At 66.2% G+C, this 25,666-nt stretch carries 22 protein-coding genes; 8 read left to right on the forward strand and 14 right to left on the reverse strand.

Annotated elements, in window-relative coordinates; all coding sequences use genetic code 11:
• Positions 1–24: 24 nt before the first annotated feature.
• Positions 25–1,146: a DUF1214 domain-containing protein gene (locus G6N33_RS11425; RefSeq protein ID WP_101528382.1), complete on the forward strand. Its 1,122-nt coding sequence runs from the start codon at positions 25–27 to the stop codon at positions 1,144–1,146.
• Positions 1,143–2,315 (forward strand): sulfotransferase family protein, encoded by a 1,173-nt coding sequence (locus tag G6N33_RS11430; protein ID WP_044509231.1) that lies wholly within the window; start codon positions 1,143–1,145, stop codon positions 2,313–2,315. The genes G6N33_RS11425 and G6N33_RS11430 overlap by 4 nt, the downstream gene beginning before the upstream one ends.
• A gap of 43 nt (positions 2,316–2,358) precedes the next feature.
• Here the strand turns inward: G6N33_RS11430 and G6N33_RS11435 are convergent, their stop codons facing one another.
• Genes G6N33_RS11435 through G6N33_RS11445 form a run of 3 tightly spaced genes read right to left on the reverse strand, consistent with a single transcriptional unit; the run spans position 2,359 to position 6,231 of the window.
• The gene (locus G6N33_RS11435) at positions 2,359–2,772 is read right to left on the reverse strand and encodes a Zn-ribbon domain-containing OB-fold protein (RefSeq protein ID WP_044509230.1); all 414 of its coding nucleotides are present in this window, start codon (positions 2,770–2,772) and stop codon (positions 2,359–2,361) included.
• Positions 2,773–2,775: 3 nt separating this feature from the next.
• Positions 2,776–3,984 (reverse strand): thiolase family protein, encoded by a 1,209-nt coding sequence (locus tag G6N33_RS11440; RefSeq protein WP_044509229.1) that lies wholly within the window; start codon positions 3,982–3,984, stop codon positions 2,776–2,778.
• A 21-nt stretch (positions 3,985–4,005) separates the two neighbouring features.
• The gene (locus G6N33_RS11445) at positions 4,006–6,231 is read right to left on the reverse strand and encodes an acyl-CoA dehydrogenase (RefSeq protein ID WP_044509228.1); all 2,226 of its coding nucleotides are present in this window, start codon (positions 6,229–6,231) and stop codon (positions 4,006–4,008) included.
• A gap of 205 nt (positions 6,232–6,436) precedes the next feature.
• On the opposite strand from G6N33_RS11445, the gene G6N33_RS11450 reads away from it, so the two are divergent.
• Together G6N33_RS11450 and G6N33_RS11455 are read left to right on the forward strand one after the other, a co-directional pair.
• Entirely contained in the window at positions 6,437–7,036 is a 600-nt protein-coding gene (locus tag G6N33_RS11450; RefSeq protein WP_044509227.1) for a TetR/AcrR family transcriptional regulator, read from the forward strand.
• Positions 7,037–7,456: 420 nt separating this feature from the next.
• Complete coding sequence (locus G6N33_RS11455; protein WP_231382531.1) at positions 7,457–7,837, forward strand: hypothetical protein; 381 nt, start codon at positions 7,457–7,459, stop codon at positions 7,835–7,837.
• Positions 7,838–8,233: 396 nt separating this feature from the next.
• Here G6N33_RS11455 and G6N33_RS11460 read toward each other — a convergent pair whose 3' ends face one another.
• The 5 genes from G6N33_RS11460 to G6N33_RS11480 all read right to left on the reverse strand — a co-directional run bounded on the left by G6N33_RS11460 (position 8,234) and on the right by G6N33_RS11480 (position 12,693).
• Positions 8,234–8,824: an MFS transporter gene (locus tag G6N33_RS11460; protein WP_155945922.1), complete on the reverse strand. Its 591-nt coding sequence runs from the start codon at positions 8,822–8,824 to the stop codon at positions 8,234–8,236.
• Positions 8,821–9,654, reverse strand: a complete 834-nt coding sequence (locus G6N33_RS11465; protein WP_081662136.1) for an MFS transporter — start codon at positions 9,652–9,654, stop codon at positions 8,821–8,823. The genes G6N33_RS11460 and G6N33_RS11465 overlap by 4 nt, the downstream gene beginning before the upstream one ends.
• A gap of 402 nt (positions 9,655–10,056) precedes the next feature.
• Positions 10,057–10,893, reverse strand: a complete 837-nt coding sequence (locus tag G6N33_RS11470; protein WP_044509225.1) for a helix-turn-helix transcriptional regulator — start codon at positions 10,891–10,893, stop codon at positions 10,057–10,059.
• An 85-nt stretch (positions 10,894–10,978) separates the two neighbouring features.
• Positions 10,979–11,578 carry a cytochrome b gene (locus tag G6N33_RS11475; protein WP_044509224.1) on the reverse strand — a complete coding sequence of 200 codons (600 nt, stop codon included), beginning with the start codon at positions 11,576–11,578 and terminating at the stop codon, positions 10,979–10,981.
• Positions 11,575–12,693, reverse strand: coding sequence for a catalase family peroxidase (locus G6N33_RS11480; RefSeq protein ID WP_331271340.1), 1,119 nt, complete (start codon positions 12,691–12,693; stop codon positions 11,575–11,577). Before G6N33_RS11480 ends, G6N33_RS11475 begins: the two co-directional genes overlap by 4 nt.
• Before the next feature lie 300 nt (positions 12,694–12,993).
• Here G6N33_RS11480 and G6N33_RS11485 point away from each other — a divergent pair, with 300 nt between their 5' ends.
• The 3 genes from G6N33_RS11485 to G6N33_RS11495 all read left to right on the forward strand — a co-directional run bounded on the left by G6N33_RS11485 (position 12,994) and on the right by G6N33_RS11495 (position 16,581).
• Entirely contained in the window at positions 12,994–14,763 is a 1,770-nt protein-coding gene (locus G6N33_RS11485) for an N-acyl-D-amino-acid deacylase family protein (RefSeq protein WP_044509223.1), read from the forward strand.
• Between the two features lie 11 nt (positions 14,764–14,774).
• The gene (locus G6N33_RS11490) at positions 14,775–16,127 is read left to right on the forward strand and encodes an aromatic ring-hydroxylating oxygenase subunit alpha (RefSeq protein ID WP_044509222.1); all 1,353 of its coding nucleotides are present in this window, start codon (positions 14,775–14,777) and stop codon (positions 16,125–16,127) included.
• Between the two features lie 175 nt (positions 16,128–16,302).
• Positions 16,303–16,581: a hypothetical protein gene (locus tag G6N33_RS11495; protein ID WP_163771508.1), complete on the forward strand. Its 279-nt coding sequence runs from the start codon at positions 16,303–16,305 to the stop codon at positions 16,579–16,581.
• On the opposite strand, the gene G6N33_RS11500 is transcribed toward G6N33_RS11495, so the two are convergent.
• From G6N33_RS11500 to G6N33_RS11520, 5 genes are all read right to left on the reverse strand, one after another.
• A complete protein-coding gene (locus G6N33_RS11500) occupies positions 16,559–17,665 on the reverse strand; it encodes a hypothetical protein (RefSeq protein WP_044509220.1) in 1,107 nt (368 codons plus the stop codon). The genes G6N33_RS11495 and G6N33_RS11500 overlap by 23 nt on opposite strands.
• Positions 17,662–18,525 (reverse strand): ABC transporter permease, encoded by an 864-nt coding sequence (locus G6N33_RS11505; protein ID WP_231382530.1) that lies wholly within the window; start codon positions 18,523–18,525, stop codon positions 17,662–17,664. Before G6N33_RS11505 ends, G6N33_RS11500 begins: the two co-directional genes overlap by 4 nt.
• Positions 18,522–19,250, reverse strand: coding sequence for an ABC transporter ATP-binding protein (locus G6N33_RS11510; RefSeq protein WP_044512654.1), 729 nt, complete (start codon positions 19,248–19,250; stop codon positions 18,522–18,524). The genes G6N33_RS11505 and G6N33_RS11510 overlap by 4 nt, the downstream gene beginning before the upstream one ends.
• Positions 19,251–19,324: 74 nt before the next feature.
• Positions 19,325–20,374 (reverse strand): ABC transporter substrate-binding protein, encoded by a 1,050-nt coding sequence (locus G6N33_RS11515; RefSeq protein WP_232069469.1) that lies wholly within the window; start codon positions 20,372–20,374, stop codon positions 19,325–19,327.
• A 145-nt stretch (positions 20,375–20,519) separates the two neighbouring features.
• Complete coding sequence (locus G6N33_RS11520) at positions 20,520–22,886, reverse strand: CehA/McbA family metallohydrolase domain-containing protein (RefSeq protein ID WP_101528379.1); 2,367 nt, start codon at positions 22,884–22,886, stop codon at positions 20,520–20,522.
• Between the two features lie 76 nt (positions 22,887–22,962).
• Here G6N33_RS11520 and G6N33_RS11525 point away from each other — a divergent pair, with 76 nt between their 5' ends.
• The gene (locus G6N33_RS11525) at positions 22,963–23,868 is read left to right on the forward strand and encodes a LysR family transcriptional regulator (protein WP_044512652.1); all 906 of its coding nucleotides are present in this window, start codon (positions 22,963–22,965) and stop codon (positions 23,866–23,868) included.
• Positions 23,869–23,870: 2 nt separating this feature from the next.
• Here the strand turns inward: G6N33_RS11525 and G6N33_RS11530 are convergent, their stop codons facing one another.
• The gene (locus tag G6N33_RS11530) at positions 23,871–25,388 is read right to left on the reverse strand and encodes a SulP family inorganic anion transporter (protein ID WP_044512650.1); all 1,518 of its coding nucleotides are present in this window, start codon (positions 25,386–25,388) and stop codon (positions 23,871–23,873) included.
• Positions 25,389–25,666: the final 278 nt, after the last annotated feature.

Raw genomic sequence — 25,666 nt, forward strand, 5'->3', positions numbered from 1 at the left:
CCGCCGCCGCCCTAACATGAGACTATGTCTCACAATCTGGCGACGGCGCCGGCGGGTGAACTCGCGCCGCAGTCGCGCGCCGCGTGGCAGTTCTTCCAGCAGATGATCAGCGACGTCACCACGATCGTGACCGAAGACGCCGAATCCGAGCGCGAGCTGCTTGAAGGCCTGCGGGTGATCGCCCGGGTCTCGTCGCTGTGCGCGCAGATGGCCGTCGAGGCCGACACCGCCCGCCCCGCATTCTTCGACATGTGCTCGGACACCAGGATGATCGGGGGGCCCAACCCCGACGGCAACTACTTGCTGGCGATGATCCGCGGAGACCGCCGCTACCGGATCACCGGCACCCGCGGCACGACCGCCTATCTCGGAGTTCAGATCCTGGCCGGCACCGGTCTGACGCCGCGGCGGATGTCGAACTATGTCCGCGACGCCGACCTCGAGCTGGACTCCGGCCGATTCGCGCTGGTGCTGTCGGCCGACCAGCCCGTCGAGCGCCCAGATCTTCAAGGCGCGCAATGGGTCCAGATCCCCCACGACGCCTCTTCGATCGTGGTCCGCGAGTACATCGGCGATCGCGACGCCGAACGTCCGGCCACCCTGCAGATCGAGGCACTCGATCCCGACCCGGTCGGCGTGCTCTACGACGGCGAACTCGCCGAGCAGTTCACCGCAATGGCGTGGTCGCTGATGAAACTCACCACGCTGCACCGCACCATCAAGCCCGAGTTGCTGCAGAAACCCAACACGTTATTCACCGCCGAGGCGGCCGATCTCGGTGCGGCCGACACCACCCCGGACAATCTGTACATGTTGGGTACTTTTTCACTCGAGCCCGATCAAGCGCTGGTGCTCGACATCGCGCCGCCGGACACCCGGTACTGGAACGTCACGCTGGAAAGCATCTGGCACGAATGCCTGGAGCCGCGCCGGCGACACAGCTCGGTGACCAATCGCGCCATAGCGCCCGACGCCGATGGTCGGGTGCAGATCGCGATCTCGGCACAGGACTTCGGGTTTGGGCACTGGCTGGACACCGGCGGTCGGCACCGCGGCTTCGTGGTGCTGCGCTGGCTGGACAATCCCAGCCCGCCCGATGTCAGCGTTTCGGTGCACTCAACCCGCGAAGGCAACGCAGGCGCATGACGCTCGAGCAACGGTTCGACCCGGACGCCCTCATCGCGCTCGCCTGCGAGCGGGCGGGTAGCGACGACTTCGGCGATGAGGGCTGGCGGCCCGGACTGGAGCGGGTCGCCGACGGTTTGGTCAACGAGGCGCGGCTGTCGCCGATCGGTGTGGAGATCGCGCACCTGGACCTGCTGCGCGCTCTGACCAACCGGCTCGGGGTGATCGCATGGCGCAAGGATCATCCCGAGATCGCCGCTAAGCCCATCACATCGCCGATCTTCATCGTCGGACAGCCCCGCACCGGCACGACGATCCTCTACGACTTGCTGGCCCAGGACCCCGACCTGCGCGCCCCGCTGACCTGGGAGGTCGACGCGCCCTGTCCGGTACCGCAGCCCGAGACCTATCACATCGATCCACGCATCGCGCAGGCCCAGGCCAGCATCGAGATGTCCGAGCAGATCGTCCCCGGGTTCTTGAAGTTTCATCCCATGGGCGCTCTCGTCGGCCAGGAGTGCGTGCGCATCACGGCCAGCGACTTCACCAGCATGATCTTCTCGGTGCAGTACCGCCTGCCGAGCTACTCCCGCTGGCTGCTGTACGACGCGGACCACACTGGCGCCTACCGTTTCCACCGAATCTTCTTGCAACACTTACAGTCCGGCGTTGCCGGACAGTGGCTGCTGAAATCACCGGCACATCTGTGGCAGCTCGACAAACTGATCGCCGAATACCCTGACGCATTGATCGTGCAGACGCATCGCGATCCGCTCAACGTCATCTCGTCGATCGCCGCCCTGACGCATCACTTGCGGCGAATGGGCAGCGACGAGTCGAACATCGCCGAATGCGCGGCACAGTCCTACGAGGAGATCGTGGTGGGGCTCGAACGCGGAATGGCTTGGCGCGACAGCGCGATCGCGGCCGCCGACCGGATGGTCGACGTTCAGTTCGCCGATTTCATGCAAAACCCGTGGACCACGATCGCCGGGATCTACCACAAACTGGGCCGACAATTGCGTCCGGAGACCGAGCAGAAGATGCGCGACTTTCTCGCCGCACACCCCGGCGATGGCGGCCGCGGCCGCTACACCTGGTCGGACACCGGCTTGGACGCGGCAGAAGTGCGAGAGCGGGTGCGTGCCTACCGGCAGCGCTACCACGTGCCGACCGAAGAGGTGCGCTAAGCGTTAGCTGCTCTGGCCGAGCGGCGCCCCGGCAGTCGACGTGCTACTGCGGGGCGGGCTCGTAGCGCAGCATCGTCACCTCGTGCTCGGGATAGTCGAAGAACGCCGGGCGTACCCGCATGCCGACGCGCAGGTCGCCCGGGTCGACGTTGACCATCTCCGTGGAAAACTTTGGGCCCTCGTCCCATTGGACGATCGCCAACAGCTGGGGAACGGCATCGGCAAAGTGTGGGCTGACCGGCCGGCGTGCCACGGTGAACGAGTACAGCGTTCCCAGGCCCGATATCTCGCGCCACTGCAGGTCGTCGGCCAGGGTGCGCGGTGCGCGCACGCGGGGGTAGAACACGTAGGCGTTCGACGACGGCGAGTACTGGATGACGATCCGACGCTGGGCCAGCGCGTCCCAAAACGGCGCGGTGGTAGGGGTTTTGACAGGCATCGGGCGCTCGAAGTTCATCGGTCAGTCTCCCTGCAGGATGAGGGTCGTCTGCTCGGACAGAATGCCGCCGTTGCCGGACACGAAGGCACGGTTGCAGTCGGCGACCTGCGCCGCGCCGGCGCGGCCCATGATCTGACGGGTGGCGTCACACACGTGGTGCATGCCGCCCGCGAGGCCGGCTTGACCGAAACCAAGCTGACCGCCGGCGGTGTTGAGGGGAAAGTCGCCCCGGAATGTCAGGTCGTGGTTGGCGACGAATTCCATGCCGCTGCCCTTCGTGCAGAATCCTGCGTCTTCCAGCGACAGCAGCACGGTGATCGTGTAGCAGTCATAGATCGAGACCATGTCCATCTGATCGCGGGTCAGGCCGGTCATGGCGAAGGCGGTGTCGGCGGCGGCCGCAATGGGTGTGGTCAGCAGGTCTTCGGCGTAGGTCGGCGTCTTGAACGGCACGTGTTCGCCAAAACCCTTGATCCACACCGGCCGATGGCGCGATCGCTTGGCCAGCTCGGCGCTGGCGACCACCACCGCGGCGCCGCCAACACACGGCATGACGATCTCCAGCATGTGCAGCGGATCGGCGATCACCGGGCTGGCCAGCACGTCTTCGACGGTGAGCGGCTTGTCTTTCCAGATCGCCCCGTCGGTGTGATTGGCGTTGGTGCGCGTATCCACGACGATCTTGGCCATCGCCCGCTCGTCGTACCCATAGATCGCCGCATACCGCTGGGCCACTTGGCCGTACGGCCCGTTTTGGCCGAGGTTGCCGTAGGGGATCTCGAATTCTGCTTGCGGCGAGCCGTATTGATTGCTCGAGGAGCCGAAGAACATCGCGTCGACCATCGGGCGCGGCTTTTGCTTCGACGACGGCGTGATGTAGCGGGCCGGCAGTGCGCACAGCACGGCGTCGCAGATTCCCAGTTCGACGGCCGCGGCTGCCCGCCACACCATCGCCGCGGCGCTGGCTCCGCCGAGGTCCACATGCTCGGCGAATCGCGCTCCTATGCCCAGGTATTCGGCAATGGTGGACGGAACGAAGATCTCCGACTCCGCCAGGTGCGAGGCGACGATGCCGTTGACGACCTCGCCCGGCAGGCCCGCATCGGCCAGTGCGGCGGCGGACAGCTCGGCCCATTGCTCGAGGGCAAAGGGAGCCGGCGAGGCCTTGCTCAGTCGTTCCGGTGGCAGCTCGACATATCCGACGATCGCGGCTTCACCGCGTAATCCCATGGTGCGTCCTTGTTTTCGTGGTTACTTGCGGGGCAGGCCGAGGATCATCTGCGCGATAATGTTGAGCTGGATCTCTCTAGTCCCCCCGCCGATCAGCTCGGCAGGCAAGTGCAGATAGGGCTCCACGACGGCGGGGTCGGCGTCGGCCACCATGGCCACCCGGCCGGTCAACTGCAGGGTGGCTTGAAACGTTCGTCGCAGCAGCACATTCATCGCCACCTTGGCGATGCTGGACGCGGGGCCGGAGGCCTGTCCGTCCAGCAGCCGGATGGTCTCGCGTACCCCGAGCGCCCGGATGGCGTTGGTGTACGCGTCGAGCTCTCCGAGCTCCCGCGTCGCGTCGTCACGGTCGGGTCCGGGTTGGGCCGCCAGCCGCCGGATCGCGACCGCCCGGTCGAATTTGACGTAGCCGCTGATGGCGGAACGCTCCTCGGCCATCGTTGCGATCGCCAGCGCCCAGCCGTCAGTGGGGCCGCCCAGCAGCATCGAGTCGGGAACGAAGACGTCGTTGAGGAAGACCTCGTTGAAGTGCGCGTCACCGGTCGCGGTCTTGATCGGTTCGATCTCGATGCCGGGCGTTTGCATGTCGAGGATGAAGTAACCGATGCCGCGGTGCTTGCTCGCCTCCGGATCGGTGCGCGCGAGTAACGCCCCGAAGTCAGCGCGGTGCGCCATAGACGTCCAGATCTTGTGGCCGTTGATCTTCCAGCCACCCTCGACCCGGGTCGCCCTGGTCGCCAGCGAGGCCAGGTCCGAACCGGCACCCGGCTCGCTGAACAATTGACACCAGGCCAGCTCACCACGCTGGGTGGGCTGAATCAGCCGTTCCTGCAACTCCTTTGACCCGGCGCTCAGTATCGACGGCAGTATCCACTCGGCGATGCCCAGTGAGGGCCGGACCAGTGCGGGCCGCTTGGCGAACTCCTCGTCGATGATGAGCTGCTTCAACGGGCCCGCGTCCACCCCCCACGGCGCCGGCCAGTGCGGCGCAATGAGCCCGGCCTCGGCGATCAGCGTGCGCTGCGGACCCGACTCGAAGTACTCGTAGTCACCTTGCCGTCCAGGTTTGTCATTGCGCAATTCGAGTGCCGTATCGAGGGTTTCGCCGACCCATGACCGGAACTGCGCTTCCGCGTCGCCGAGGTTGACCGACATGTCCCGCGTCTGGGTGCAGGTCAACGCCCCCAACCGGCGCGCCCAGCGGTTGGCCGGACCGATCGAGGCCGCCAGGCTGATCGCCCGCCGCCAATACAGATGCAGTTCGTGCTCCCAGGTGAAGCCGATCGCGCCGAACATCGTCAACGCGTCCAGCACCAGGTCCGGCATGGGTGAAATCGTCAGCACGGCCGCGCCCGCAGCCGCCAGCCGGTGCTGATCGATCGACTCGTCGACGGCGCGAACGGCGTCCCATGCCGCCGCGGTGGCCAACTCACTGTTGACCAAGAGCATGGCCGCGCTGTGCTGTAGGGCCTGGAAGGTGCCGATCACCTTGCCAAACTGTTCACGAATCCTCAAGTGTGCGGTGACCGCTTCGACGCACCACTGCGCGATACCGGCGACGGCACTGGCTACCAGACTCACCGCCACGCACTCGGCGCGGTCGCTGTCGATACCGGTGAGGAGGTCCGACTCATCGACGGCGTACTCGTCAAGTCGCAGTATGCCGACATCGGTCACCAGGTCGGTCCCGGCAACGGATTGGATCATCGCGGTCGGCCTTTCGGTGCGGACCAGCACCCAGACGACCTCGTCGTGTTCGTCGCGGGCGCCGACCAGGATCACCGCTGCCGCCCGCACGCCGGCGGTGACCGCCGAGGCACCGGAGATCTGCCAGCGCCGGCCATCGGTGTGCGCCCGGAAATCGCCGTCGTTCGGTAGGACCAGCGCTGCCGCAGATCCAGCGGCAAGTTCACTCAGCAGTGACTCGGCGGCCGGCGTCGGATCCGCCTGCAGCGCAACGGCGCCGGTCTGCACGGTGGGCAGTAGCGGCCCGGGCAGCAGCGCCTTGGCGGCGGATTCGATCACGCACGCGGCGTCCATCAATCGGCCGCCCTGGCCGCCGATCCGCTCGGGCAGGTGCACGGCGTGAAAACCATTGGCGGTCAGCGCGTCCCACCAGCCGGGCAGGCGACCGGCCGCGACGGCGTCGAAATTGTCGCGCGTCGCCGCGATCGGAGCGTGGCGCCCGGCGAATTGGCCGACGGCGGTGCTGAGATCATGCTGCTCGGGGGTCAGTCCCAGCGTCATGATCGGGACCGCGCAGCAGCGGTCATGGGCTTCGGCCGCACCGGCTGATATCCTCTCGCGTACAAGACGAACCGTCTCGTCTTGTGAAGAGGTTACCGGCGTGGGTCGCGCGATGTAAAGCGGCCCCGCGTCCGCGGACCGAGGCCGGCCGAGACCGACCGACGGCCCTCCAACGGCGAGGCACCCGAGCGACGAGGATCATTAGATGCCAACCGATCTCAGTCAGGCGAATCCGCGATCCGGCTCGCCAAGGCGCCGCAGCGAGAAATCGCGGACGGCGATCGTCACCGCCACGCGTGAACTGCTGCTCGAGCGCGGCTTCGACGGACTGACGATCGAGGCGGTCGCCGCGCGGGCCGGGGTGGGAAAGCAGACGATCTACCGCTGGTGGCCGAGCCGTCCGGCATTGGTGGCCGACGTACTGCTCGAAGATGCCGACAAGATTCTGTCGTCGGTCGATCACACCGACGATCTGGCAGCCGACCTGGTCGGCTGGGTGCGGAAGCTGGCCACCACCCTGACCACGGAGCGCGGTTCCGCCATGCTGCGCACGTTGACGGTGGCCGGCATGGAGCACGAGGAGACCGCGGTCAAGTTGCGCGCCGGGTTCAGCGTGCCCCTGCACGAGAGTGTGCGCACCCGACTGCTGGCCGACGGCATCGACGCACACACGGCCACGTCGGCGGCGGACGCCATCGTGGGCGGAGTGGTATATCCGATTCTCTCGGACGCCACGCAATACTCGCGCCGGCGGGCGGAGCTAACGACGCGACTGATTGTTGAGTCTTTAGCGCGCAAACTCTGAACTAACCCGCACTCCGACGGTGCGGCTCGAGGTTGCGGCACGCCGGGAACGGACGCAGAAAAGTTAGACAAGCGAGGCGTTTTCGCGTTCGCGCCGTAAATTGACGGCGCCGCAGAACATCACCCCCGTGCCCGTTCTGACGTGTGCGAAAATTACTGAGCTACAGCATCATCAATCCCGATTGCCATCATCACGAATTCGGATTGGACCTCGTCGCGGGCGAATGTAAAGATCCGATCAACGCGTCAATCGGACAGCAATCCAGGAGTCCAGCAATGGATCTTTCTATTGGTCAAGCGGGGAATTCGTACGCCGCGACACGGGATTGGACCGTCGAGGGCATCGGCAATTACTACTGTCCCAAGGGTGGTAGTGCCACAACCTCCCCAGCAAGTCGGCAACCGAAATAGGCTCCGGCATATGATGAATCGGCCTGCCTCGTGGGGAAGTGAGCGAGGGAAACTCGCGCATCAATTGGACATGCGCGGCGAAGTCCTCGGCCGTCGGCGGGCGCGGAAACTCTGTGACCGCTTCGCACGCGTCGGCGTCGAGACCTCCCCGGATCGGCTCAGGGCCATGTTGGCCGGCGCCCCGGTCGCGGCCAGTGAGGAAGCGGATGTCAGATTTGCGTTGATCGCGGCCAAGATCGACCGGGAAAGCCGTAGCGCAAAGTATCGCGAGATGAGGCGCGAGGGCATGCGCTCGTTGTTGATCGCCGGGATGACGCTGCTGGCGTTGAACTTCCTGCTCTGCGCCGCCTACGCGCTGCTGAACCTGGCCCAGCAGTCCTCGCCGTACTAGTCGAGCGGATTACGCTGTGGGACAGACTGATTGAGGCGGTGGTGAGCAGTGAGGAAGTCGACGGCCGCGCGCAGATGCACGGGGCGGCGGCCACCGATCCTGCCAGCACGGCCCGACCCCCGACGTCCAGATGCGTAATGCAGGCCTGCACCGCGGCGGGGTGGCCCGACAGTTCCAGGGCGACGTCAACCAGCGGCGCCTCCGCGGGATCGCCGATGACCAGGTCGGCCACGGGCGCGGCCGGCCGTTTCCTGCCGCGCCGGGTCCGGGACACTGTCGGGCACCGCGACGATGGTGGTGCCGGGATCGGTCGCCCACTGGTCGATACCACGGTGATCGGCTTACCCACCCCGTCCCAGCGTGCGTACCGGCCTTCCACCGCGCCGTTGACCGCCGTCATGCCGACACCGGCTGCGAGGTCGACGACGCAATCTCGTTGCCGGCGGGTCCGTTCGGGTCCGCGGTTCCGGCGCTGTCCAGCGCGACGCCCCTGGGTTCGGCGACCAGCGTGGTGGCCACGATGCCCAGCACGAAGCTTGCGCCGGCGATCAGAAGCGTGGGGCGCAGCCCGAGGTGGGCGAGGGCGATCGGGGTGATCAGGGCGCCGAAGAACGCACCTACCTTGGCGATGCCCGCCGAGATCCCGTGTGCCGTGCTGCGGATCGCGGTCGGAAAAGACTCGGCGGCCAGCAGCATGGTCGTGTAGTTCGGCCCCACGGCGATTCCGAACAGCGACAATCCGAAGATCACCGCGAACGGCGCGACCGTCGACGTCAACCCCGGTATCGCCGCGATCAGGCCCATTGACAGTGCCGAGAGACCGAAACCGAACATCTGCAATGGTTTACGGCCGACCCGGTCCAACAACGCCAAACCGACGAGGGCGGCGACCAGACTGAAGCACACGACCAGTGCGGCGTTGACCGCCATGTTCGTCACGATGCTGGTGCGCGGTGCGATGCTCTTGATCAGCAACGGCTGGCTCACCGCGTTCCCGTACACGGCGACGTTGAAGAAGAACCAGCTTCCGGCGGTGCCCAGCAGGGTAAGTTGAAAAGACCGCGAGCGCAACGCTTTGCGCAGCGTGACCACCGTCGGAATGTGGTCAGCGTCACTGGCCCGTACGGCTTGCCCGGAGAAGCGGCGAGATCCTGCGCGGCCTTGCCGACGTCGCCGGCGACCACCAACGTCCACCGCGGCGATTCCGGCATATGGCGGCGATTCCACAACACCAGCAACGACGGGATCGCTCCCAAACCCAGGATTAGCCGCCAGGCCAGTGTCGGCGAGGTGCCCACGGCCACGACCGCCAGCGCGACTAGGTCCGCCGCAACCTGACCGAGAACGTAGAACAGGAAGGTCAATCCGACCAGCCGGCCGCGATTACGCCGGTTGGCGTACTCGGTCATGATCACCCCGGAGGCGGGATAGTCGCCGCCGATGCCGATCCCCAGGACGACGCGCGCAACGAGCAGGCCGGTAAACGTCGGGGCGACGGCCGAGGCGAGTGCACCGACGATCATCAACACCGCTTCCAGCCCGTAGACCCGGCGCCGGCCCAGTAGGTCGCCCAGGCGGCCGAACAGGAACGCACCCACCGCGACCGCCAGCAGGGTCGAGCTAGTCAGCGCTGCGACCTGGCCGGCCGACAAATGGAACTCGGGTTTGACGAGCAGGGTGACGGTGCCGATGACGTTGAGGTCGTAGGAGTCGGTGAAGAATCCCATGCCCGCGGTCACCGCGGCCTTGAGGTGGAACCGGCTCACCGGCGCTTCGTCGAGCCCAGCTCGGACCCCGCGGGTAGTCGCCATCGTCATCGCGATGCCCCGTGGTTGTGCGCGGCGATGCAGGCGGCAAGGTCGGCGACGGAGTCCACCACGGTAGTGCCCGCCATGTCCAGGCAAGCCAATTTGATCATGTCTATCTCCCTCTCAGCCCCGGCCGCTGCTCAACCGTCTGGCCAGCCACTGGCGCGTTGGCTTCGCGGAGGTGGATCAAAGGTGAATATTGACAGCCGATCTCATCGAGGTTGTCCGAACGACTCGGCGGCTGGGCCGACCCGGTGGTCGACCGATCGGTCAATACCGAGATCCTGTGCACCACTTCCTCGGTGGTGAGGATCGAGCTGGCTTAGCGGAGTTCAGCGCCGAATCGCATGGTCGCCTCGACGCAGGTATGGATGATCAGCCCGACGACGATCAGCCGGTGGATGCGGTGTCTCAGAGCGACGGCCGCGGTTCGACAAGGGTGGACAGCAATCGGAGCCTGTCCTCGGTGGTGCTGCCCGGTTCGGCATAGTAGGTCACCAGCACCTGCCCATTCTCGGGCAATACGAATGTGCGGTAACGCATTTCGAGCAGTCCCACTTGCGGGTGGTCGCCGATCGCCGGGCCGCTGGTCTTCTGCCTCACGTCCTGACGGGCCCATAGCGTGCGGAACCGTTGGCTGGCGATGCTGAGTTCGCCGATCAACGCTTGAAGTTCGGGATCATTCGACTTGTCTTCGGCGATGTTGAACCGCAGCGACGACACCAGGATCGCCGTGACCTCTTCCCAATTGACGATCCAGTTGCGCAACGAGGGCTCCAGGAAAACTGCCCGTAAATGGTTGACCCCGCGCGCGAAGAACGGCGTCAGGGCACACGCCATCGCGTTGGACGCGACGATGGTCAGATTCCGGTTGTGCACGTAGGCCGGGGTCAGGTGCCAGTTGTCGATCAAGGTCTGCAGACCGGGGTCGACCTTCTCGGCCGACGTCGCGGCCCGGCGCCGGCGCCGTGGCGCGGGCCGAGCCAAGTTGCGCAGGTATTGGGTGGCATCGTCATTGAGCTGTAGGGCACTGGCCAAGCTCTCCAGCACCTGATCGGATGGCTGACGCTCCCGCCCTTGCTCGAGCCTGAGGTAGTACTCGGCGCTGATGCCAGCCAGCATTGCCACTTCTTCGCGGCGCAGCCCCGCCACCCGCCGGCGCTCCCCTTCGGCGAGGCCGACATCGGCCGGCTTCAGCAAATCGCGGCGGGCTCGTAAAAACGTTGCCAGCGACTGACCATCGGGCATACAGCGACGATAGCGCTAGCCCTGTGGCACAGGGTAGCCGCGACGCTACCAGGAAGGGTGTTGCCCGGATTCCGTCGACCGTCGTTCATGCGCCGTTTAGGTCTTCGTCATCGCGTCTACCGCTGAACCGGCTGGGCCACAGCGCCATTCGATCGAGCAATCGGTCCCGTAGCACGAGCGTGTGAAATAGGACCGCCAACATGTGCGCGGTAAACGCGGCGAACAACAGAAAGGCGAAGATGCCGTGGCACTCCCGCAATACCGCGTACAGATCCGCGTTGCGCGGCGCGATGGCGGGTAGACGAACAGGGCCGACCATGGTCACCGGCAGCCCGGCAGCTGACAGTGTGGCCCAACCGATCACGGGCTGGGTCAGCAGCAGCGCGTACAACGCATATTCCGACAACGTCGCGACCTTGCGCTCGGCGCGGCTCATGGTCGCCAGGAACGCCGGCGGGCGGTGGGTGAGCCGATTGACCAGCCGCACCACGGCGAAGATCAGAATCGCGACGCCCAGCGGACGGTGGATCGCCAACAGCAATGGGTAGTACGCCAGCGACGCGATCATGATCACACCGATCAACAGCTGGCCGATGACCATCGGGGCCATCGTCCAGTGCAGGAAGCGCGATGGGATGGTGAATCGCGCTGCGGTGGAGGCTGTCTCGAGTTTTTCTTCGGTCATGACAGCACCTGGCCCACGTTGACTTCGCTGGGCGACTTCGACTCTTCGGCGCGGCGGGTGTACGACCGCGCGTACACCGCGGATCGCGCAGCCAGCAGCGGGTCGTCGGAAATGGTGATGCCGTCGGGAAGCACCGTCGGGTCGAAGTTGATGTCGCGCGCGTTGCCGGCTTCCTCCGTCTGCACCGCGGTGATGTTGATGGTGCCGGCCTCAATCGTCCGCCGCGATTGCGGCCAGGGCTTGGTGGCGTCGTTGGTCGGGTCACCCGGTTCACCGATGGTCAGGATGAGCTTCCACGCCAGCGGCCGCTGCGCCACGGCGTGGATCAGGTCGTCAAACAAATAGTCCTTGCCCGTCGACGCCGGCTGGCCGGTCTGCTGTGGCACGGCCGTCCAGCGCACCGGAACCGTCTCACCGGCACTGTTGGTGAAGTAGAACGCATTCAGACCGTGAAAGGTGGTGTCCACGAACCCGATGCTGGGCGGCGTCTGCTTGATGATCTTCAACGCCGCGGCCGTCTCCGGGTGCTGTTGCAGGAATGCGGCCATTTTCTCCGGATCCGGTTTGCCCGTCGCCGCAACGGGTTTGGATGCGAGCAACCGCTCATAGAAGCCCTGCGGGGTGCGGTCGGTGAACACCGGGAAGTTCACCATCGCAGTGCGCCACTGCTGACCGTCGGAGGTCTGAAACATCAGCCCCAAACCGCGGACCGTGTCCGGCTTGTCGCTCTGGTTGGGCACACCACCGCCCAGCGAGAACCGGCCAACCACCGGGACGCTGCCGGGCCGGAAGACCGCGGCTCGGCAGATGGTTGCGCCCGCACCGGTACTGGCGAACGATCCGGTCGCGCTGAGCCCCTTGGCATGGTTACGGCGGAAGCCTTCGTGCCGGCCGAAGACCTGTTCGAAACGATCGGCGAAGCGTGGGGGTGTCAGGTCGTCGGGCCGTAACCATCCGCCCGCGTAGGCGAATCCGCCGACGTCGACGGCGGCGACACCGGCGACCGCCCCCATGCCTAGCAGCGCACCACGGCGGGTGAGCGCGAAATGGCGCTGCTCGGGTGGTGCTTCGCCAGACCCTTCGGCCGGCTCCTGTTCGCGATCAGCGGGCCCCATGCCCACCGTCCTTTCCATTGCGCCGCACAGCCTGAAACGCCACACAGCGTCGAACCAAGTGGCTGAGGGCAATTCATCCATGCAGCTGGTGTGGGTGCAACTTGTACAGGGCTGTCAACGCACCCAACCGGGAAGTACGACTCGGCGGCCGGATTGGTTCAACTCTTCTCGAAATCTTCACTATTTACGCAACGAGGCGTAGCGTAATGAGCTGACCGAGGCCGGGCGCCCCCCGGTCTCGCGTCCACCAACTCCGGCCTGCCAGCCCATGGCGACCCCGAACACACTCGGAGGAGACCCGTGCTCGACCTCAAGATCACCGGTGGGACTGTCGTGGACGGGACAGGTGCGCAGCGTTACCTCGCCGACGTCGCCATCAAGGGCGGCCGGATCGTCGACGTCGTTCGCCGCGGGACCGACTCCGGGACCGGCGGCCTGGACCGCGCAGAGGCCGCCGAAACTATCGATGCGACAGGGCGTGTGGTGGCCCCGGGCTTCGTCGACATCCACACTCACTATGACGGGCAGGTCAGCTGGGACAGCTTGCTCGAGCCGTCCAGCGGCCACGGCGTCACGACGATCGTCACCGGCAACTGCGGCGTCGGCTTCGCCCCGGTACGCCCCGGCAGCGAACAGTGGCTGATCGAGTTGATGGAGGGTGTCGAAGACATCCCCGGCACCGCGTTGACCGAAGGCATCACCTGGGGATGGGAGACCTACCCCGAGTACCTCGACGCGATCGGCAAACAGCAGTTCTCGATCGACGTGGGCAGCCAAGTCGCGCACGGGGCCATCCGCGCCTATGCGATGGGCGACCGGGGCGCGCGCAACGAGCCGGCCACACCCGAGGACATCGAGGCGATGGGGCGGCTGGTTCGGGAGGCGATCGAAGCCGGCGCACTCGGCTTCTCGACATCACGAACGATGGGGCACCGCGCCATGGACGGCGAGCCGGTTCCAGGCACGTTTGCCGCCGAGGACGAATTGTTCGGATTGGGCCGCGCCATGGCCGCCGGCGGCCAAGCGGTTTTCGAGCTGGCCCCGCAGGGGTCCGCCGGTGAGGACATCGTCGCCCCCAAAAAAGAACTGGACTGGATGCGCCGGCTCAGCGGCGAGATCGATCGGCCCGTGTCGTTCGCGCTGATCCAGGTCGACGCGGACCCCACCCTGTGGCGCGACATGCTGGACCTTTCCGCGGACGCGCACGCCGCCGGCAGCCGGTTGTACCCGCAGGTCGCCGCGCGTCCGTTCGGCATGATGATCGGGTTCCAGGGCCACCACGGCTTCAGCCACCGTCCCACCTATCGACGGCTGAGGGCCGAGTGCGGGCGCGAGGAGCTCGCACAGCGCCTGGCCGATCCCGCGGTGAAGTCCGCCATTCTGGCCGAACACGACCTGCCCGCCGACCCGACGCTGCTGTTCGACGGCATGTTCGCGCTGGTGCAGCATTCCCTGGGACGACTCTTCGCCCTCGGTGACCCGCCCGACTACGAGCCGACACCCGACCGCACCGTCGCGGCGATCGCCGAGGCACGCGGCGAGGATCCGCTGTCTACGTTGTATGACCTGATGCTCGAGCGGAACGCGACCGCGATGCTGATGCTGCCGCTGTTCAACTACGCTGACGGCAACCACGATGCGATCCGCGAGATGCTGTTGCACCCCGCCGGGGTGCTGGGCCTTTCCGATGGCGGTGCCCACTGCGGAATGATCTGCGACGCTTCCTACCCGACCTTCCTGCTCACCCATTGGGCGCGCGACCGGCACCGAGGCGACAAGCTGGCGTTGGAGTATGTGATCCGCAAGCAATCCCGAGACACGGCTTACCTGTTCGGGCTGACCGACCGCGGCACCATCGAACCCGGCAAAAAGGCCGACATCAACGTCATAGACCTGGACGCGCTGACGCTACATCCCGCCGCGATGGCCTTCGACCTGCCGGCGGGCGGTAACCGGATCCTGCAGGGCGCAACCGGTTACGCGGCGACCATCGTCAGCGGCACCGTGACCCGGCGCATGGATGTCGACACCGGTGCCCGGCCCGGCCGGCTGGTGCGCGGAGCACGCTGAGGCCCGGCCCGATGGCAGCGGCGGGCAACCCGGCATCCACCCGCGCGCGCGTCGGACAGGATGCGATCGGCACACCGCCTGAGAGTCCGACGCTGGTCCCGGCCGAGCGCTACTACTCGCCCGCCTTCGCCCAACTCGAGACCGACCGACTGTGGCCGAAGGTGTGGCAGCTCGCCTGCATGGTCGATCATGTCGCGCAGCCGGGCGACTACTTCGAGTACCGCTGCGGCCCGTACGCGGTGCTGATCGTGCACGACCCGCAGGCCCCCGGCGCCGGCCTGCGCGCATTCCAGAATGTCTGCCGCCATCGTGGCAACTCGCTGTGCGCCGGGTCGGGTTCGGGACTTCACGAACTCAAGTGCGGCTATCACGGGTGGACCTGGGACCTGGGCGGCACACTCAAGCGCGTGCCCAACCGCAAAGGTTTCGGCGCGTTGCGGATGTCCGACTTCCCATTGGTGCCCGTGCGGGTGGAGACGTGGGCGGGGCTGGTCTTCGTCAATCTGGACCCCGACGCGATGCCGTTACTTCAGTATCTGGAAGCGATGCCCGACGACATCGCGTGGTGTCACCTCGAGGACTTCCGCTGCTACGCGACGCTGTGCGTCGAGGTCGACGCGAATTGGAAGACGATCGCCGACGGCTACAGCGAGACCTACCACATACAGACCCTGCACCCGGAGTTGCTGCGCTGCGTTGACGACATCCATGCCCCGCAACAGATCTGGGGCCATACGGGCAAGTCCGACCAGCCTTACGGTGTGCCAAGCCCGCGCTTTGACGGCGCGCTCTCCGACGAAGAGGTCTGGGACGCATACGTTTACACACAGGGAGCACTGATGGGCGCAGCCGCGGGGACGCCCTTCCCGGCCCACGAACGTCGGGCCGGTCAAACCGTTGCGGACCTGATCGCCGCGCACACCCGGGCATTTGCCGCCAGCCGCGGCGTGAACCTCGACTGGGCCGACACCGATCGCATCACCAGGCTGCACCAGTACAACGTGTTCCCGAACATGACCCTGCTCGCCAACGCCGACCACCTGACCGTCATGTGCTCACGCCCCGGCACCGAGCTCAATCCCGACAAAGGGGAATTGGTCATGTTCTTGATGACCCGGATGCCGCCGGGCGCGGTGCGCAGCAAGCCGGCGGATGTCCGGGTGCCCGCCGAACAGTCCGAGCCCGGGGTGGTGCTCACCCAGGACATCCGTGTCCTGGCCGGCCTGCAGCGCGGCATGCATCAGCCCGGATTCACCCACGTCGTGCTCTCCAGCGAGGAGCGTCGGGTGATCAACATGCACCGCAATCTGGAGCGCTACCTAGACCTGCCGGAGGCGGACCGGATGCACGGCGGCATACCGTAACCCGGCGAATTCACCCGGTTGAATTAATCGGCGAGCGGGCCGCGAAAAGTCACGATCGGGTCTAGACTTCCGGCTTGTGACGACCGCGTCGAATCCCTGTGGTAACGGACGAGGACAGCTACCGCATCGGTTGCATATGCGATATCAGATCGTTGGGGAGCGCCGGGCGCGGCGCATGTGCCGGTCTTTCGCGGACGTCGGTGTCGACACCGGGCCGGTTCGGCTGCAGCAGATGCTCGCCGGCATGCCGGTGAGCGACGAGGAAGTCACGGACGTCAATTTCGCCCTGATCGCGACCCGGATGAAACGCGACGAACGCAACGCGAAGCTGCGGCAACTGCAACGCCAGGGCACCCGCTCCCTGTTGTTCGCCGGGATGATCCTGCTCGTGCTTAACTTCCTGTTTTGCCTCGCCTACGTGATGCTCAACCTCACCGACCAGGCGCCGCTGTAACGCACCAGCGGAACGGCCGGGGCAAGGTGATCATGCGTTGCGCGGGCGGATACCAGCCCTGCGCCGCGTGCTGGTTGGTGTGGAGGTAGCACTGCACCCGTACCGCACGGCTACCCGGGGTGAAGGTCAACAACCTGCTGATCGGCAGCGTGGTCAGCGGCATGTGGTGCCGACTCAATGAGGCGACGTTGAGGAACCATGTGCCCCACCGCTGTTCGATGTGGGTCTTGCCACCGTGGTCGTCGTCGGGATGGGTATGGGTGTGCCCAGCAAGCCACATCGCCACCCGACCCGGCTGCTCGGCCAGGAACGTCTCGAATCGCGCGGAGTCGGGCCGGCTGTCGACCCAGTAGAGATAGGACGCACCGTTGGGGGTGCCGTCGGCAAACGGCCGGTGGTAGTGCTCGTGCCACCGCCCGTCGTCGCCCTTGCGCACGCCTTCCCATTCCCCCGAGGCGACGGTCGTGTCCTTGAGGACGTAGTGGTGCACCGTCACGATGTTGAGGTCGGGGTGCGCCAAAACCATGTCCTGCCACCACCGGTAGGTCTCGCCGCTGACCACCCCGCCGGGATTTCCGCCCAGCGTTCCCCGGCCAACGCGCTGGGTCGGCTCGTTGCGGTCGCTCATCATGAGAAAAAGCAGATTGCCGACCCGGAAGGAGTAACGCTCCCAGCTGCCCGTGATCGGATAACGACGTGCCCGTGCATCCACCCCCGAGGTTTCGGTGTGCTCGCCCAGCGGGTCCACCCACTTGCGCCACCACCACGCCTCGGGCTCCTTGAGGCCACTGCGGTCATGGTTGCCGCACACGCTGTAGACATCCTCGCGGCGGTGCCGCCGCAGCGCACGAAACTGGTCCGCGACCTCGCGGCCCTCGCTGTCGTCGGGCAGGCTGTGATGGGCGCCCGACATGTCTCCGACGTCGATGGCCACGTCCCAGTCGAAGGACGGCGCGCCATCGGGCCCTCCGCGCTCGGAGTGAATGATGGCCTCCGCCAGGCTGTCTCGACCATGGGTCTTGTCGGTGCCCACGTGTGCGTCGCCGAAGGCCCAGAGCCGCAGCGGTTTGTCCTTGCCTGTCATCGCTCGACCAGCAGGCCCCAGCGCCGGCGGACCTGCCGATCCGCGATGCTGAACACGGCGTCGACCACGATTCCGATGATCAGGATCACCGTCATGATCGCGATCGCCGAAGGCATGTCGGTGAGGTTCTGCGCGGTCTCGAGTAACACGCCGATCGACGACGTATTGGCCACTAGCACAACGAGTTCACCGGCCATCAGACTTCGCCAGGCGAAGGCCCAACCCTGCTTGAGACCGGCGACGAACATCGGCAGCGCGGCGGGCAGGATCACGTGCCGGTACAGGGCGATCGATCGCAGCTGCAGCGCCGTTGCGGCGCGCAGCAACAGCGGCGAGATGTGATCGACGCCCAAGACCACTCCAACCGCAACGGAAGGCGCGGCGCCGATCACGATGACGAACAGGATCGCCGAGGTGTGCAGGCCGAAGAAGATGATGGCGAACGGAAACCAGGCAATCGCGGGCATGGTTTGCAAGCCGGTGACCAACGGACCTATGCCGGCGCGCAGCAGTCGATTTCGAGCTATGAGCGCTCCGGTAACCGAGCCGATCGCGGCCGCCAACGCAAATCCGGCGAGCGCGCGGCTCATCGTGGTCGCGATGGCCTGCCAGAGCAGCACGCCATGCAGTTGGTGCCAAAGATTCTGCGCCACCGCGACCGGCCCGGGCAGCACGAACGAGGGCTGCCATCCGCTGTACACCAGCAGTTGCCACATCCCGGCGAACACCGCGATGGCCGCCACCTTCGGACCGACGGCCCGCGCCACCATGCGCAGACTCGGCCGGCTGCTCGCGCGCCGTCCGGCCTCGGCGGGCCGGGCCCCATCGATGACGCCGGCGGCGTCCGTGCTCGCCGTCACGGTCGGACACCGCCATGCTCGAGTCGCGCCGTGACGTATGCGGCAAGCTGCGCGACCTCCGCGGTGTTGATGTCCCGGGGGCGCGGCAGCGGCACGGCGAACTCTTCGACAACGGTCGCCGGTCTCTCGCTGAGCAGGACCACCCGGTCGGCGAGCCGCACCGCCTCGCGGACGTTGTGGGTGACGAAGACCACGGTCAGGTTGCGGGACAGCACTATTCGTTCGAGCTCGCCCTGCAGGCGATCGCGGGTCAGCGCGTCCAGGGCGGCAAACGGTTCGTCCATCAACAACACGTCGGCATCCTGGGCCAGCGCACGCGCCAGCGCCACCCGCTGTTGCATGCCGCCGGACAACTGGTGCGGCCGCCTGTCGGCGAAGTCCGCCAGGCCGACAGTGTCCAGCAACTCGCGGGCACGCTCTCGCCGTTGCCGGCCGGACACCGCACGTGCGCGCAGCGCGAGTTCGACGTTGCCCGCGGCGGTCAGCCAAGGGAACAGCGCGGGCTCCTGGAACATCATCGCGACCCGGTGTGCACCGGTGTCGACCGAACCGGAGGACGGACTGTCGAGCTTGGCGATCAGCGACAGCAAGGTGCTTTTACCGCAGCCGGAAACACCTACCACACAGACGAACTCACCGATCCCGACGGTGAGTGACAACGGCCCCAGCGCGGCGACGGACGTCCGACCCCGTCCATAGTGCTTGGCCACGTGGTCCAAGCGCAGCGCCGGGCGCTGCCGTGGCGGCTGCTGCCCGACCGCGCCAGCTTCGGCCATGTCCGCCACTGCCGCCGCGGTTTTCACACCGCCACCGCCGGTTGGCCGGCCGCCGCAAGCTCGCGATTGAGCGGGCCGAGATCGAAGATGCCATCGAGATTGAGCGGCTGTAACAGGCCCACGGCAACGCCCTTGTCGATCTGATCGCGCAGCGACTGCACGCCCGGATCGTTGGTGAAGGTCGTCTCCTGAAACGATGCGCTCAGCACCTCGGGCGACAACCCGGTACCCAACGCCTTGGCCAGGACGGCGTTGGCGGATCGGGCGGCCGCATCAGAGTTGCTGTGAATCGTGTCGTTGGCCGCGATCTGACCGCGGACCAGACCCGCGACCACACCGGGGTGGGCGGACAGAAACTCTTGGCGGACAACCAGAATCGTGATGGTATTCGGGTCCGACCACAATCGCACGCCACCGGCGTTGACCAGCTGCACATCGTAGGGCGCGGACTCGAGGGCGCCGTCGATCTGATTGCTGATGAACTGTTGGACGATGGCCGACTCGGGCGTGGTGGGTTTGACGTGGACGTCCCCGCCGCCCTGCGGATTCGTTTTCAGCCCGTTCTTGCGCAGCCAGTCCCGCAGGCTGACATCTTGGGCGCCGCCGAGCGCGGGATCGGCGACCGTCTTGCCGCGCAGGTCGCCGGCCGAGGTGATGCCCGGCTTCACGACCATCGAGGTGCCACCCGCGGCGGATCCGGAGACGATTTTGACGGCGGTGCCGTTGGACTTCTGCCAGGCGTTGAACGCCGGGTTCGGCCCGATGTAGGCGGCGTCCAGTTGACCCGACAACAACGCGGTGGTTTCCGCGGTGCCCTGACTGAAGGCTTGCGGGGCGAAGTCGACGGTGGGGCCGAGGTTGCGCGCGAATGCCCCGCTGTCGATGCCGACGAGCGCGGACGCGTGCGTGATTCGGGTCAGATAGCCAAGCCGCAGCGTGACGTGGGACGACGTCGATGTCGGGGATTTCCCGCCGCATCCGGCCAGGGCCGTAACCGCGACTATCGCGAAAGTCGCGAAAGTCGCGAAAGTCGCGAAAGTCACTGTCGCATAGGCATATTTCGAGATTGACACGGGATCTCCCGAGAATGTTCGTGGGTATTTGGGATTGTCCGGAGCGCCGGGCAGGGTCAGCGGCCGGCGGCCGAACAGGGACACGAGGCGCAGGTGACACGGACGAAATCGACGTGGCGGCGCCGCGTCAATACGGAATGCCGCGTCACCGTCGCTCCCCCGTGTGCCGGGTCACGAACAGCGGGCTGGTCCAGACCTGGTGTCCGTCGCTTTGGCTGGCGCGCAGGTAGACCGCGCTGTGCTGGCGCGGCAGGCTCATGGTGAGCGCCCCCGTGACGGTGCTGGGCAGCGTTGCCGGGTCGGCGATGCGTTCGGCCCGGATGCGCAGATTGAGTCCGCCCGCGCGTTGCTCGCGCCACGACCGCTCGATCAGTTCGGAACCGGCGATGGTCATGGTGGTGTGGTGATCGTCTTCGATCACCGTGGTGTCGAGGTGCAGGGTCGCCCGGGCGAGGTCTGCGACGCGCACAATGATGCCGATGTCGGCACCGTAGGTGGCGGTATGCCAGCTGACCGATTGACCGCTACGTTCGAGCGCCTGTTCGGGATGCACTGCGGCCCAAGGCGTGACCGTGTCGAGCTCGGTGCCGGTGACGCGCAGCCGGCCCGTCCAGGTCGCCCAGCGGTAACGGTCGCGGTGCCGTGCACCACCCCAGCGAATCCGCAACAGTGATTCCGATAATCCGGACTCGGCGTTGAGATCACGCCGCCACAGCGGACCGTGGGTGTCGTGGATCGCCAGCTCATCCCAGCCGGCGCTACCGTACGCGGCGTAGGTGATGTCGAGTTCGTCGGCAGCGGTGAGAATTTCATCCCCCATCCAGTCGTCTCCGCTGCGCAGCAGCGCCACCGACCGGCTGCCCGTGGTCGCCCAGGTGCGCCGCGACCGCAGCCCACGACCGACGTGCTCGGCGGTGAGTTGCTCGGCGAGCACGCCGGTCAAACCGCCGTGGCCGCCAAAGATGTTGGCGCCGGGCGCGCCACCGCCCGGCCGGCCCCGGTGTTCGTCGCTGGCGGCGCTGGCGCCGACCTTGAGTCCGCGGGCGAGTGCGTCCTCGAAAAACCACGGACTGCTGCCCCAGCTGGAATGCACCTCGATCAGCCGCTCCAATTCCGGATGATGCCAATCGAGCACCGCGCGGCGGCCACCGACATGGGGAATCAACAAGTACGCGTCGGGGTCCTTCTCGTATGCGGCGTACAGCTCGGTGATGGGCCAGGTCTGCGGCACCGGCGCGGTCGCGGACATGCCTTGGCGCCACTCCAAAGACCTAGCGACAGTGGTGTCTTCGCCCAGGAAGACGACGTTGTGATCGCCGCCGACACCGGCGTTCCCGCACCATTCCACGCCGGGGAAGCACACGAACCGACCGTCCTGGGCTACCGCGCGGCACGCCTCGACCACTGCCGACCACGCGCCGTCGGTGATCTGAAAATCGTTCGCGGTGTAGCCGAGGACGTCGAGACCGCCGATGTCCCGCCCGTAGCGCAGGTTCCAGTCGGTGCTCTGGGTGCCGACGGTGTCGTTGGAGTGCACGTGCAGATCGCAGAAAAACGCGCGCGGTGCCGGCAGATCCGCGACGACGTCGATCTCGGCGGGGGTTGGCCCGAACGTCGCCATCTCCGTTCGCGCGCTCACCTCGATGGCACCCGCGTGCACCGGCACGCTGAGCCGGGCATGGGCCCACCCCACCACCGGGGTGCGTGCGGTGGCCAACGGCGCCTCGTCAGCCGCGCCCGCGGCGTGCGCCCGCACCCGCGCGGCCACGTCTCGGCAGGCGTTGCCCCAACGGTCCCGTAGGTGCGCGTGCAGCTGCACCGTCGTCGTGCGCGGACCCACCACTCGCGGCCCGCGGACCTCGATCGCGACGGGCGGGCCCGCAACGACCGCAAGTGTCGCGACGGCCGCGTGCGCCATGCGCGAGGTACCGAGCGGGTCGACGAACAGATGCACCTCGAAGTCGTCCTCGACGAAGGTCTGAACCCGGGTGCCCGGGCCGCCGAAACGCCGGTCGCCCAGCCGGATCTCGATGACATCGCCCGGCCGCAGGTAGCCGTCCTCGACGTGCACCAAAAGCGACTTCTGGAACGGCCGCTCGCCGCCTTTGACGTCGTAGCGGGTGGTCAGCCGCTGGACGGTGGCTGCGCTATCCGGCGACGCTCCCCCGATCACCGACCGACTGATCAGCCTTGCGCTCGCGAAATCGCGGCCGGCCGGCTCGGTGGTCTGCAGGTCCCAGTCGGAGTAATAGCGGAAACACAGCTTGAGCCATCCGCTGTCGGCGATACCCGATTGCCCGACGGTGTAGATGAACGTCAATTCCTCGACCGCGCCCGCGGTGACCGTCTTGGTCTGACAGGTCAGCGTGCCGAGAAAGGGCAACGCCCGCAGCTCGGCCTCGACGCCTTCGCGCACCCCGACCGACGAGCAGTCATTGGTGCGTAAGCCGCCCTGGGCGCGTACGGCAACCCGGGGTGCTGTCCGGTCGTCGCGCGAGGCAGCAAAGGACATGCGCCAATTCTCGATGCCCGCTACTAAGGCGTCCAGCGCATAGATATGATCTGATCAATCATTGAAGGTGATTAATTTGAATCTGCAGCAGCTGCGCTACGTGCTGGCCGTGGCTGAAACACGGAGTTTCACCCGAGCGGCGGACGGTCTTTTTGTGGTCCAATCCGCGCTGAGTCAGCAGGTGCGCAAGCTGGAGAGCGAGTTGGGTGTGCAGATCTTCAACCGCACCACGCGATCGGTCTCGCTGACGCCGGCCGGCGAATCCCTTGTCCCGTTGTTGCGGCAGGTCATCGCGGGAGTCGATCAGATCATCGTGGATGCGCAGGCATTGCGCGGAACGGTGACGGGGCGACTGACCGTCGGGATGATGGAGATCCCGTCGGAAAGCCTGGACATGGCCGCCCTGATGGCCATGTTCCACGCGCGCTATCCCGACGTGTCGGTGACGCTACGCAGCGGGGGCAGCGACCTTCTCGTCCAAGCCACCCGCGACCGCAAGCTCGATGTGGCCATCGTCGGCTCGAATGTGGCGCGATCGGGCGACCAGATCTCCTTCGACCACTTGTTCTCCGAGTCGCTCGTCGCGGTGCTGTCGATACAACATCTGCTCGCCGCCCGCCCGTCGGTCTCACTCGGTGAGTTGGCGGAGCTGCCCTTCATCGACTTCCCGCCGGGCTATGGGCTCCGTCACGAGACCGACCGCGGCTTTGCCGGAATTCAGCGTCGCGTCGCATTCGAAGTCACCCGCGTCGACGAGGTCATACATTTCGTGTGCCAGGGCCTCGGCGTGGCGCTGCTGCCCGAATCGGTGGCACGCAATCGGGCGCAAACCAATGCCAGCCTCGTCCTGATTCCGGTACAGGGCGCGGTGCTGCGCAGAGAGGTTCATCTCGTCGCACCACAGGCGGCGCTACGTTCCGCGGCAACGAACGCGTTCATCGATTGCGTGCACGAACACATCGCCCGCAAGGCGACGGCCTGACTCTAGGACCCCTCCCGGGCGGGTTGCGGCGGCATCGAGCGTCCCACCTCCACCGCACCGTGGATCTCCACGGTGCCGCCGGTCGCGTGGTGCTGTCGCTGCCAATCGCTGATCGCCTGATGCGCGGCGTGGTCCAGATAACTCACCAGCAGGTGGACGGTGACATTGGTGCGCTCCGGGATCGACGACAGCACCCGAGTCAGCCGAGGCAGAGCCAGAAAAGTGCACGCTCCCTCGACGACCACCCGCCATTCGTCGTCCGCGAATTGGGCATCGATCCTGGTGCGGATTACCCGCCAACCGGTGAGGGCGATCGCCAGGGCGAAGCCGATCATGACCCCGTGCAGCAGGTTGAGAAAGACAACCGCCGCGACGGTCACCAGATAGATAGTGAAATCGCCTGTCTTCATTGCGGATTCAATGTGCGCGGGCTGCAACAGCTGCATCCCGATGACGATCAACAGCCCGGCCAGTGCCGCGGTCGGAATCTGCTCCACCAATCCGGCGAACGGCAATGCGAACACCAAGATCCAGACCCCGTGCATGATCGTTGACGCGCGAGTCTTGGCGCCGGCGTGGACATTTGCCGCGCTGCGGACTATGACTCCAGCAATGGGAAGTCCCCCAAGCGCACCGGAAACGATGTTGGAGGCACCCTGCCCAATCAACTCGCGGTCGAAGTCGGTGCGCGGGCCGTGGTGCAGTCGGTCGATCGATACCGCAGTCAGCAGACTCTGCACGCTGGTGATGAGCGTCACCGTGATGATGCCGACGACGACGGCGGCCCAATTCCCCTGCGGTATCCCCGGCAGCTGCACCGCTTCCAACACCGACCCGTCCAACTCGATCCGGGAAACCCGGAACGGGAACGCCAGTGAAACGGCCGTCACCACCACGATCGCAACCAGCGGACCGGGCACGGCAGCCACTTTGGCGGGCATCCACCGCCAAGCCACCATGATGCCAATCACAACCAATCCCAACAGGACTCCTGGCTTGTGCGCATTGGCGATCTGGTGTGGCAGCTCGACGACGTTGTTCCAAGCCGTGCTTTTGGACTCCCCGCCGAGCAATACGTGCGCTTGCTGAAGCGCAATAGTGATCCCGATCCCCGCCAGCATCGCGTGCACGACGACGGGCGAAATCGCCAACGCGGCCCGTGCCACCCTGCTGAGGCCCAGTAGAACCTGCATGATCCCCGCACACACTGTGATGAAACACGTTATTTTCCAGCCGAATTGGCCGACCAGCTCGGCCACCACGACAGTCAGGCCTGCTGCCGGGCCGCTGACCTGCAACGGCGAACCGCCGATAGCTCCGCCCACGATCCCGCCGACGATCGCAGCGATCAGACCGGCAAGAACCGGCGCGTTGGACGCGATGGCGATTCCTAGCGACAGCGGCAGCGCGACCAGGAAGACCACCAGCGACGCGGACAAGTCGTGGCGAAATACCGGGTCCAACCGCTCCCGCAACGACGCGGACCGTCGCTGCGTCGCCCGTCGCTCGGGCTGCTCCATGAGTTGCATCGGTCCCTCCCTCGGTCGTTTACCTGGGGGACGTTCCGATAGGCGCCCCGACTCGTGCTAGTCGACATCGGCGTAACACGCTCACACACAGGCGAATACACAGTCCACCAACATCATTGTTGGGCCACGCCTGGGTTCTGGTCGACGGTATGTGCGCTTGCGACGCGGGTCAACCTGACTAGCCGGGCACATATCGAATGCAAATCTTCTTGGCCGAGTCGTTATAAATTCGCAATTACCCGTGACAAATAACCGCCATCACTTTGAAT

The organism is Mycobacterium simiae, from assembly GCF_010727605.1.
Taxonomy (GTDB): domain Bacteria; phylum Actinomycetota; class Actinomycetes; order Mycobacteriales; family Mycobacteriaceae; genus Mycobacterium; species Mycobacterium simiae.